Consider the following 11,090-nt stretch of genomic DNA (forward strand, 5'->3'; position numbering starts at 1 on the left):
ACACCATCATGATGGATTTCTCCGGTTCTTGATCATCTATCTATAGGCGAAAAAGCAAAACGATTACTCTTCATGCTTTTTGGAACAGGTTTTTTCACCCTTTCCATCCGCCTATTTGCTCATGCCCCGGCGATTTCCTCCGCGTTCCGGTTGATGGTGTCAATGATGCCGATAATTTTCCTGGCATCATCCATATTGTCTTTAAAAATCTCGACAATGCTGCCGACGGTTTTGAACGGTTCCTGCTGCAACACTTTTTTATCAAGCGTACCGTTTTTCACAACATAATCAACGATCAGTTTGACAAAACGGACCTGGTTCAGATTCAGCCGCTCTTCAGAAAGGAATTCCGAAAATGCCGCATTGGCTGCTTTCGGGTCAAGCCCGACGATTTGGCGGACCAGTTTTGTAATTGGCGTATTGCCGAAATCTTTCTCGTAATCTTCTTTCGTGCCGAGTTCTTTCCACAAGATGTTTTCGAGCGCCACCACATCAGCGGCGGTCAGCGGTTTATTATTGTTTAGTTTGTAAATCGCAATCTGGTCTTTATGCGCCTGCAAATAATGGTGCACCTTTTTCTTGTAGCTTTGCAAATCGTTCACTTCGTACATTGGGCCGTTTTCTTTCACTTCCAGCACTTCATCCTGGAAATTCGTATAATAGATTTTCTGCGTTTCTTTTTCGATAAATTTGATCAAATCGCGCAGTGCTTCACGGACGGCATCGAGTTCAAACAGATCGGCGCTTTCCCAAAACTCCTCAGTCCGTACTTTGTCAATCACAGGCTTTTGTTCAAGCACTTGCGGAATCGTGCCGAGCTTCGACAATGCTTCCGCCGTTTTCACAACGCTGCGGATTGGTTTTGTGGCATTTTTCATTTGCAGCTTCGCGAGCTCAATCGTATACATGACCAGGTCGAACCTTTTCGCAAACTCATCTTCCACAATCGGTATGACAATCGGCGAAATGTGTTCCTTGATTTCATTTGTATCAAGCACGGACAGTGATTGCCAGTTGCTGCGGTTCCGGAATTTTTCCACCTGTTGCAAATGCTGGCGGACACGGAAATTTTCCTGGTCAAGCACGAGGATGCTTTTCACCGCTTCTTCCACCAAATCGTTGCGATGGCGAATATATGCTTCTTTTTGGTAATCGCTCCCCTGCAATTCACGGATGATGTCAACTTTTGCATTGAACAGTTTTTCGGTAAGGCTTTTGCCGACCTCCCCTTCCATGCCTTTCGGGTTTTCCCGGAAAAATTCGAAGTTCCCGCAGTAGTCAAAAATGAGGAAATGCGTTTTATCCTGGCCGATCCCGAACAGGTCCGGGCAAAGTCTTGTCCCGCGGCCAATCATCTGCCAAAATTTCGATTTCGAGCGCACTTTTTTGAAAAAGACAAGATTGACCGCCTCCGGAATATCGACACCGGTATCGAGCATATCAACAGACACGGCGATTTGCGGAAGCTTACGCCGGTCGGAAAAATCATCGATCAAACTTTGGACGTATTTCACGCTGTAATCAATGACTTTGGCAAAATGGCCGCCATACTCAGGAAAAAGATGATCAAACCGATCGACAATCACTTCGGCGTGGTGGTGGTTTTTTGCAAAAATAATCGTCTTCCCGAGCTTATCCCCGCCTTCCACCTTAAGACCTTTTTCCATGAGATTTTTTAATACAGTATCAATCGTATTTTGATTAAACAACCATTCATTTAACGCCGCACTGTCAATGTCTTTTACATTTTCTTCATCTTCAAATGTTTCCTCAAACGCTTCTTTTTCCTCATCCGATAAATCATCGTAACGGATGCCTTCTTCAAGGAATTTCAGTTTCGTTTCAATTGTGCGGTAATCAACCAGGTACCCGTCTTTTACCGCCTGGTCGAGTTCATAGGCAAAAGTCGGCACACCGTTCTCAAGGCCGAATACTTCATATGTATTTTTGTCGATCTCGTCTTTCGGCGTCGCTGTCAGCCCGAGCAGGATTCCATCAAAATAGTCAAAAATGCTGCGGTACTTTTTGTAAATGCTCCGGTGCGATTCATCAATGATGATGAGATCGAAATGGCCGACCGTAAACAGCTTTTTACCGTCTTTCCTTCTTGCCTCGTCGATCGCATTCATCATCGTCGGGTATGTAGAAAAGACCATCCGTGCTTCTTCCGGGTTATCTTTGTTATCGAGCAGGTTGCACAACGTCAGGCTCGGCAGCAAAGTATTAAAATTTTTATATGCCTGGTTGAGCAGCGTTTTCCGGTCCGCCAAAAACAGCACATTTTTCACCCAGTTATGCCGCGTAAGGACATCGACAACGGAAATCGCAGTTCTTGTCTTCCCGCTTCCTGTCGCCATAACAAGCAGGGCTTTGCGCTGGTTGCGGGAAAGCGCATTGCAAACAGCGAGAATCGCTTCTTTTTGATAATAGCGGTTTGTGATGTTGTCGTTCACCCGTATATTGTTAAGCTGTCGTTTCATCTCGCGGCGATTCAAAAGCAGGCTCAATTCCTCTTTATTGTAAAAGCCCGACACTTTCCGCGGCGGATAAGGCTCGTGCCAAATATACGTTTCAAATCCGTTCGTGTAAAAGATGACGGGGCGCGTGCCTGTCATATTTTCGATGCAATCCGCATACAGCTTTGCCTGCTGACGGCCGATTTTCGCGTCTTTTGACGTCCGCTTTGCTTCAACCACTGCGAGCGGCTTGCCGTTTTCCCCGAATAAAACGTAATCGGCATAACCTTTTCCGGTCTGGTTCGGCATCCCGCTGACCGGATATTCACGTACAATGTCTTTGTTGAATTCCCAGCCGGCCAGTTTTAAGTCAAGATCAATGTATTTGAGCCGTGTTTCGAATTCCTTCAGCTCGTCGACATGGAAATCGTAATCCTGCGTGTTTTGCTCACGTTTTTCAGCGGTTTTTTGGCGCAATGCCTCGTTTTCTTTCATCAGTTCTTCAAGTTTTTTGTCTTTGGAGCTGAGTTGTTCATACAAATCTTGCAGCTCTTCCGGACGCACCCGCTTCTCTTCGCCGACAGGCAGCAATGATTCGTCGAAATCACCAGCCGTAAAGGTGTCGGAGTAGCAATAATCAATCCAGGAAACAAACTGGTAGAGATGATGCAGGGACAGCACCGCCTCATCACGGGTCACCGGCGCATTCGTATGGACGGACACATTGCCAAGTTTGACGACATATTTCATCATCGGGAGCAGTTCTTCATCGATAATCCCCAAAAAATTGGCGTCATGGATCAAACTGGAGAGATTATCCTGATACGGGATTTTTAGCGCCCCATCATACTGGTACACCCACTTCACCGCCAGTTCCAGCGCCCGTCGCGACTGGATCGCGCTCACCGCCGGACTCACCACCAACGCCTTCTCCGCCTCCAAGCAAGCCTTTGCAAAACTCCGGTACTGCTTCTTCTCTTTCAAAAAATCAAAGTTCGACACCCATATCCCCCCTTGGATTAGAGAGCTGACACTTCTTCCTTTTCGGTAAATAATTCGCCTTTGAAGGCACGTTGCATGAGGGAGTTGAATGAATTTTCTAATTCAAACAGACTAAATTCAAACAATTTTCTTTTATTTTCCAAATTTAGAATAAAATTTTCAAACTTCTTTTGCTTCTCAAACGGTGGTACTGGAATTTCTAATTCGCTTAAAATTTTTAAATTTATATTTTTCTGTGCAGATTCTGGTGCATTTGCTTCTATAATTCTTTGAAGAAAGCTAAACCAAGTATGGACGTAGATGTTGGACATATAACTATTTGGTAAATATGCAACAATACTATCTGGAAAGCACGCATCAAAGGTAAGAATGCCAGTTTCCGCAATATTAGCTGCAATTGTAATGCATAAAGTTCCTGCCGGCCACAACTTACTTTGCTTTAAGCCTAATTCAGAATAAGTTTGAGTGTACTGTTTAATAAATATTCCTGACTTAGAAATATCTCCCGTTTGGACTAATGGATAGGCTCCCCCTAAAAGCTCAGGTGCATTTCTAGGCCTATGCTTTGACAATCCTCTTTTTAATTGCCCAGTTTCTGAAAGCTTTTGAGTATTCCAGTTCATGTTATTCAATACCGGATCCCCAAACATCTCCAAAAACACACTTTGCGTTAATTGGTCTAAGGCTTCGATTTGGGATTTGCGTTTTATAACTAGTTCATTACTTTTATTCAATAAATTAATAATCTTCTTCTGAACTTCAATTTCTGGAAGTGGAACATCAATATTTTTCAATATAGATAAATTAATATTATTTTGAGCAACACCACGACCAGTATTTACAACTGTATTTTTTATAGATTTCAAAAAGTAATATAGATATTCAGTCAATACTTTTTCACTTTTAACATTTATTCCTGCAATTGCTTGATTCGTTGAAGCATTTATATTTAATATTGCACATTCTCCTATTGTTGCAAAGATTGTATAAAGTAAAGTTCCTTTCTTAAACAATTTTGCAGAAGAATTATTTAAACCATCTTCTGTAATAAATTCTTCAGTTTTTTCTAAGTACTTTCCTTTTATATCACTAATTTTCACCCAAGGTATATTCCCATTTTTCCAATAAGTTGGATTAGATCTTTTTGGTGTACCACCTGCTGAAATATCAGCAATTTCTCCTAGCTTTTTATAAATAACAGCCATCTTTTCACAACCCTTTTAATGAATCTTTCAGTTCTTTAATTCCTTGTATTATCTCATGTTCATATTTCTCAATTTTTTCAAGAATCAATTGTGGCTCTTCATACTCCACTTCTTCATATTCAATCTCTTTATATTTATTTATCGACAAATCATATTCGTTTTCCCGTAATTCTTCAACCGGTACAAAGAAGGATTGTTCTGTCCGTTTCCGCCCTTTTTCTGCTTCTAAATTATTGTATCTGGCAATAATATCCGGTATATCATTTTCTTCAATCGGACTGCGTTTGTCATCTAGTGAAAAACCGTCTGCTTTCATATCATAGAACCATACGTTGTCGGTTCCGCCTGCCCCCGTTTTCGTGAAAATCATGATCGCGGTCGAAACGCCTGCGTACGGTTTAAACACGCCGCTTGGCATCGAAATGATCGCTTCCAGCTTGTGGTTGTCAATAATTTCTTTACGGATTTTCTTATGGGCGTTAGAGCTCCCGAACAAGACACCGTCCGGGACAATCACTGCTGCCCGGCCGCCCGGTTTTAATATCCGGATAAACAAAGATAAAAACAGCAATTCTGTTTTCTTTGTCTTCGCGATTTTTAATAAATCATTCGACACGGCTTCGTAATCAAGCGAGCCTTTGAACGGCGGATTCGCAAGTACAAGCGTGTATTTGTCCTTGTCTTTATTCGCCTCGGATAGCGAATCGCGGTAGGCAATGTTCGGATTATCGACACCGTGCAGCATCATGTTCATCGCACCAATCCGGAGCATCGTCCGGTCCATGTCATTGCCGTAAAACATCGTATTATGGAAATGTTCCTTTAATCCCTGGACGAGGAATAAATCCTCATGGTGTTGATGCAAATATTCGCTTGCCGCCACCAAAAATCCTGCCGAACCCATCGCCGGATCGATGATGATGTCTTCGGGGGTCGGTTTCATCAATTCGACCATCATTTTAATAATGTGGCGCGGGGTACGGAATTGTCCGTTTGTTCCGGCCGTTGCGATCTTGGACAGCAAATACTCGTACAGGTCTCCCTGCGTATCGCGCCCTTTCATCGGCAGGTTGTCAATGCCGTCCACAATTTTCGCCAGCATATTTGCTGTCGGGATCAAAAACATGGCGTCGTCCATGTATTTGGAATACGCCGAGTCCTCATTGCCATGCAAACTTTTGATAAACGGAAACACTTCTTTTGAAACGACTTCATACATTTCGTCTGCCGATCCAAGCTGTTTGAACCGGTGCCAGCGAAGATGCTGTTTGTCTTCCGGGAATATGCCTTCATACGGAAGCCCTAAAACTTCCGCTTCCTGCTCTTTAATTAACTCCGCATCATCAAGCCCTTTTATAAACAGCAAGTATGTAAATTGTTCAATCACTGTTAAGGGGTTTGTAATACCGCCTGTCCAGAATGTTTCCCATATTTTATCTACTTTATTTTTCATTTCGCCTGTAATCATAAATACTTCTTCCTCCTGAGTGAACTTATTACTATTATAGCGACTAAGTAAAGGATGATGGAAGCAGGGAGCGGTATTTCCTCCGTGGAAAAAAATGCATTGTCCATTGCCTTTACCAATTTCTTACAAAAAAGAAAATCCCCCGGTTTATGTTTCAGAGGACTTTAATGGAACAACTGTTTGATTTTCATACACCACATTTAACGCAACGGAAATTCCAGCATGAATTCATGTACTCTCCCGCCACTGCTTCCCGTTGTTCTTTGAATATGGGCATCATGATCATACGAGCCGGTACACCACAAATTTTTCATATGGATTATGCTCATATAAAAGCGCCAGCGGGACTTCAAGCATTTTTTCAAACGGCGTGCGGTCTTCAAGGAAATAAATATAGTCTTCCAATGGGTAATATAAAATGATGTCTGTTTCCCGGCCCGCTTCTTCCACCGAGTGTAAAATATTTTGCACGATCTTCATAAAAATCTGTGCCGAGAACGGATTAAAAAAATAAAAGCGATTATCTTCAGGCGCGATCTCATATTCCTCTGCCAAGCATCGTTTAAAATGAATCCGGCCGGGATGGTTTGGGAATTTTTTCTCGTAGCGTTTCTTGTTTTCGAGCGCTTCACGGTAGAAAACTTCATTCATCTCAACGCCGGTCACTGTTGCGTGGAACAGATGGTAAATGTAAAAATTGAGCCGCCCTTTGCCGCAGCCGAAATCCACAACATGATCGCTCTCCCTTAGTTCGTAATGGTCAAACAGTTCATCAAGCGCATAATACGGCGTTGGCTCATACCGGTTGTAATGCAGCGATTCGTAAAAACTTTTCTGCTTCCCGGTCGTTTTAATATTTAACAGCCCGTCAATATAAGAATCGTTCATGCCATTACTCCTGTGTTTATTATGGTTTCATTCCGGAACGAAACGAATGATGCTCTATTGCCTGTTCCAGTCCGTACGGTGATAAATCCAGTTCCGTTTCCCGGCCGAGTGCGAGCCTTGCCTTTTGCCTTTTACAGTAATGGACACTTCAAACTTGTTCCGTTTCCCGGCCGAGTGCGAGCCTTGCCAGTTCAGCCCCGAAAAACGGTCCGACGGTTAAGCCTGAAGCACCTAGCCCGTTTGCGGCAAGAATCCCGCCAAAACCGGGCCACGCGCCGATGACAGGCAAAAATCCCGGCGTGAACGGACGGAAGCCAACTTTTACATCAATAATTGCTGCATCTGCCAGGCCTTGCGCTACCGGCAGCACTTTGGATAAAACTTCGTGGAGCCCGCCTGCAGTCACACGCTGGTCAAATTCTTCCGTATTTTCATGGGTGGCGCCGGCAATGATGCGACCGCCTTCAAACGCAAGCAAATACTGGTCATTCGGGGGCATCACGACAGGCCAGCCGCCAGTATCCGTGCCGGGCAGCTCCAGATGGATAATTTGCGCTTTTTGGTGGCTGACTTGGAACGTTGCGCCGAGCGGTTTGAACAACTCTTTTGCCCATGCGCCCGCTGCCACAATCGTTTTGTCCGCATGCATCGTGCGTCCTCCGGCTTCAACCCCGATTACTTTTCTGCCTTCCACAAGCAGCCGGGCATTTCCATGTATGACTTCTGCCCCGTTTTTTCGGGCAGCATTCACTAGCGCATCCCGCAGCGCCTTTCCGTTTACGCGGGCAGCCCCGCCCACATAGACAGAGCTGAAGCCACTGGAAAGCAACGGAAACATGCCGCGCGTTTCCTCAGGCGACAGCCGTTTGATCTCGCCAATTTCGGGCGCATCTTCCCGCCGCTTCAAAGCCCGTTCCTGCATTTTATCGAGTTTTTCTTCACCCGTATGTATGCTGAGGGCACCAGTCTTTTTATATCCGGTTTCCGTTTCTCCGTCTTCTTCCAATTGTGCGATTAATTCAGGGTAGTACTTTGCACCTGCTTTGGCGAGCCGGTACCAGTCTTTGTTCCTCCGCTGCGACAGCCACGGGCAAATGATTCCGGCTGCTGCTTCAGTCGCCTGCCCCTTGTCAGCCCTGTCAATGAGTGTGACGGCTGCGCCCGCTTTTGCCAGATGATAAGCAGCAGATGCCCCGAGCACACCGCCGCCGACTACGATATAAGATGGCATAATGTCACTCCTGTTTCCTGTAAAATAAGATTTGTTTTGTATACGAAGTAAAATCATCAAGGTGGTTCTCAATGATTTGCTTCAATATTTCCAAGTTAATAGCCTGATAATCGTAAACAGCAATATTACGGAATCCGATCATTGCCTTCAATTTTACGGCTAGTGGATTTAAGTCAATATTTTGGACACCAATAAGTGAAATTTAATTTTGATCTCATGCCATATTTTTCATGACTGCTGGTCGCTTGACATAGAGCATCTGCGGGCGTGGTGTTATGCGAAGGGCGCAAGAGGCAATGATTTCCTTCGCATGGCAAACAAGCCTACCACGCCCGCCACTCCATGTAAAGCGGATGCTTGTAATATTGTGAAGAGCACTACGCTGCCCCTTTGATACTGTCTTCTGTTTCTTGTGGCGTCATATAGCCCAAGCAGCTATGAATCCGTTTCCGATTGTACCAGCCTTCTATAAATTCGAATAAGGCTCTTCTGGCAGCTTGAAAGTTCAAATAGTTGACTCTGTAGATCTCTTCCTTTTTCAGAATTGCATGGAAAGACTCAATGCAGGCGTTATCGTATGGGCAACCTTTTTTACTGAAGGAGTGTTTGAACTGCTTCTTTTCCATGTATTCTGCAAATTTCTCGCTTGTATACTGGGATCCCAAATCAGAATGCAAGATCAATCCCGGACCTGGACGTTGTGCCTGATAAGCGTTTTCTACTGCCTTTAAAGCCAGTTCAGTCGTCATGTGGCGGTCAAAAGCGTAACCGACAATCTTTCTGGAATGTAAATCCATTACGGAAGCCAGGTAGCACCAACCGTCTCTCAAAGTATGAATGTACGTAATATCCGTAACCCATTTCTCGTTGATGGTTGTCGTTGAGAAGTCCTGGTTCAGCAGGTTATCGTGTTCTTCCATCTTGCCCTTATTGGAATGGGGACGGTACTTTTTTCTGATAATGGAATAAATGCCTGCAGCCTTCATCAAACGCTGAACCCGTTTCAGGCTGACTTTGAGCCCTTCTTTTTCAAGCATATGGCGGATCTTCGGCGCTCCGTACCTCTGCTTGCTTTCCGTATGGATTTTTCGTATTCTGTCTGTCAACTCCCGGTTTTCCCGTTTTGTTTTTGACTCTTTTTTTTGTTTGGATTGATAGTAGGTACTTCTCGGCACGCCAAGGACCGTACACATGGTTTTAAGGTCATAATGGTGTTTGGCTCTTATCTCGTCAATCATGGATATAACAGTGGTTTGATCTACTTCTTTGCGAATATGGCCATAGCTTTTTTTAAGATTTCGTTTTCCTCTTTCAGCCGGTGCAATTCTTTTTGCAGGTTCAGAAATTCTTCCGGGGTAAAAGAGCTCCCGTCATCCAGCTTAACCGGTTTTTGTTTTCTGATCCATTTGTAGATTGTCGTTTCAGACAGGCCATATTCGCTGCAGATCTGTTTTACTGGTGTTCCAGTTTGATAAAGCTCAACCACCATTTCTTTAAATTCAGCATGATAACTTTTACGTTTTTCGCTTGTGTTACCCATATCAGGACACATCCCTTCGTTAATATTATATTTCACTAAAGGGTGTCCATGAAACTATACTAGCATCATGAAGTTTCAATTCCTCATAGGTAAGATAGAAACGAAAATGATTATCTCGGCATGATTAAGTATACCCAGTAGTTTCAATTCCTCATAGGTAAGATAGAAACGCCATAGAGGACGGCGTGATTACGAGAGATCCGACATAGTTTCAATTCCTCATAGGTAAGATAGAAACGCTTATGTTGCCTTCTGCATTCGACATTCGACTTGCGTTTCAATTCCTCATAGGTAAGATAGAAACTAGGCATGGTAGTTCATAGCATAGGTATTAAGCCTGTTTCAATTCCTCATAGGTAAGATAGAAACGCCAAAAGTCTTTATAAAATAAGCGTTTGCAAAATAGAGACATTTTTAGTATAAACGTTTTTTAACATTTAATCAATTCATTGTTTTCCTTTCGCCAGTTGGAATTCTGGCAACTAGAGAATTGTCGTCGATCCCTTGGAATTCATACGCTATTGGGGATCGACGACAGAAAAATACACCTACTCCATGATTTCAAACATTCCAAATCCTTGTGAGTTTTTGGCACCAACGCCAACGTCATACATAAATTTTAAATAAGCGGACGGGGCTTGAATTTCGTAAATTCCATTCCATGCATTGATACGGAATCCTTTAAACGCTGTAATCACTTTATCTTTTTCTGTTACTTTGATCGGCTTAATAGTAACTCTCTCCGTTGGTTGTGCTTGAAAATAAGCTTCAAACTTATTACAAAAATTTTTCTCAACCATATCCGAAAAAACAAGATCAGACGGCGAGAAAAAATGGGTTCGCTTGTCGCCATATCGGTTTTCATAAGTACTGTAGATCGTAAGTGGGGAAAGCATTCGAATTGGATAAGCACGCTTTGCGGTGATATCTAGCGCTTTCACTATTGTTTCCTCAATATGAATTGGCTGTCCATAAAGGGTAAATTGTCCTTGCAACATATAGCTTCTTCCCAAATCTACAATCAGCGAATCCACCACAGATGAAACATACCATGTAACTTGGTCAAAAAACTCGATTTTTTTCTCATGCCGATGAATATGGTATGTTCCGTATAGCCGGCTAAATGTAAACATTTTGAACCGCCGCTTTTCTTTCGGATATCCAATATTGTGCAAAAAATCTGCAAGATCAAAATCTTGAATGGAGCGGTATAAAAATCCTTGCAACACTTCTTCGTAATTGATAGGTAATGTAAGGGTTCCATTTTTTGGTCTAAATCGAATCGTAAGCCTCATTTATT

General features: G+C 43.3%; 7 protein-coding genes, 1 pseudogene and 1 CRISPR repeat array. All 8 genes and pseudogenes read right to left on the reverse strand.

Annotated elements, in window-relative coordinates; all coding sequences use genetic code 11:
- Window positions 1-119: 119 nt before the first annotated feature.
- Entirely contained in the window at window positions 120-3,458 is a 3,339-nt protein-coding gene (locus GBH70_RS08575; protein WP_253693650.1) for a DEAD/DEAH box helicase family protein, read from the reverse strand.
- Between the two features lie 17 nt (window positions 3,459-3,475).
- Window positions 3,476-4,663 (reverse strand): restriction endonuclease subunit S, encoded by a 1,188-nt coding sequence (locus tag GBH70_RS08580; protein ID WP_151680651.1) that lies wholly within the window; start codon window positions 4,661-4,663, stop codon window positions 3,476-3,478.
- A 4-nt stretch (window positions 4,664-4,667) separates the two neighbouring features.
- Entirely contained in the window at window positions 4,668-6,131 is a 1,464-nt protein-coding gene (locus GBH70_RS08585) for a type I restriction-modification system subunit M (protein ID WP_151680652.1), read from the reverse strand.
- Window positions 6,132-6,413: 282 nt separating this feature from the next.
- Window positions 6,414-7,019 carry a methyltransferase gene (locus tag GBH70_RS08590; protein ID WP_151680653.1) on the reverse strand — a complete coding sequence of 202 codons (606 nt, stop codon included), beginning with the start codon at window positions 7,017-7,019 and terminating at the stop codon, window positions 6,414-6,416.
- 148 nt (window positions 7,020-7,167) lie between these two features.
- Window positions 7,168-8,250 carry an NAD(P)/FAD-dependent oxidoreductase gene (locus GBH70_RS08595; RefSeq protein ID WP_371862243.1) on the reverse strand — a complete coding sequence of 361 codons (1,083 nt, stop codon included), beginning with the start codon at window positions 8,248-8,250 and terminating at the stop codon, window positions 7,168-7,170.
- 4 nt (window positions 8,251-8,254) lie between these two features.
- Window positions 8,255-8,413, reverse strand: a pseudogene (locus tag GBH70_RS08600) (DUF86 domain-containing protein); the annotation flags it as partial.
- A 214-nt stretch (window positions 8,414-8,627) separates the two neighbouring features.
- Window positions 8,628-9,790 (reverse strand): IS3 family transposase gene (locus GBH70_RS08605; protein WP_371862244.1). Its coding sequence is split into 2 segments (ribosomal slippage): window positions 8,628-9,547 and window positions 9,547-9,790, totalling 1,164 coding nucleotides; the frame shifts between segments, so codons are not numbered across the junction.
- Between the two features lie 72 nt (window positions 9,791-9,862).
- Window positions 9,863-10,159: a CRISPR direct-repeat array (repeat unit 30 nt; unit sequence GTTTCAATTCCTCATAGGTAAGATAGAAAC).
- 179 nt (window positions 10,160-10,338) lie between these two features.
- Window positions 10,339-11,085, reverse strand: coding sequence for a CRISPR-associated endoribonuclease Cas6 (cas6, locus tag GBH70_RS08610; RefSeq protein WP_151680657.1), 747 nt, complete (start codon window positions 11,083-11,085; stop codon window positions 10,339-10,341).
- Window positions 11,086-11,090: the final 5 nt, after the last annotated feature.

This window comes from Weizmannia acidilactici, from assembly GCF_008974225.1.
Lineage (GTDB): Bacteria > Bacillota > Bacilli > Bacillales > Bacillaceae_C > Weizmannia > Weizmannia acidilactici.

Bases quoted from the DNA above. Each gene is read 5' to 3' on its own strand.
- GBH70_RS08580 (WP_151680651.1), bottom strand. From the start codon at position 4,663: ATGGCTGTTATTTATAAAAAGCTAGGAGAAATTGCTGATATTTCAGCA.
- GBH70_RS08595 (WP_371862243.1), bottom strand. From the start codon at position 8,250: ATGCCATCTTATATCGTAGTCGGCGGCGGTGTGCTCGGGGCATCTGCT.
- GBH70_RS08590 (WP_151680653.1), bottom strand. From the start codon at position 7,019: ATGAACGATTCTTATATTGACGGGCTGTTAAATATTAAAACGACCGGG.
- GBH70_RS08585 (WP_151680652.1), bottom strand. From the start codon at position 6,131: ATGATTACAGGCGAAATGAAAAATAAAGTAGATAAAATATGGGAAACA.
- cas6 (WP_151680657.1), bottom strand. From the start codon at position 11,085: ATGAGGCTTACGATTCGATTTAGACCAAAAAATGGAACCCTTACATTA.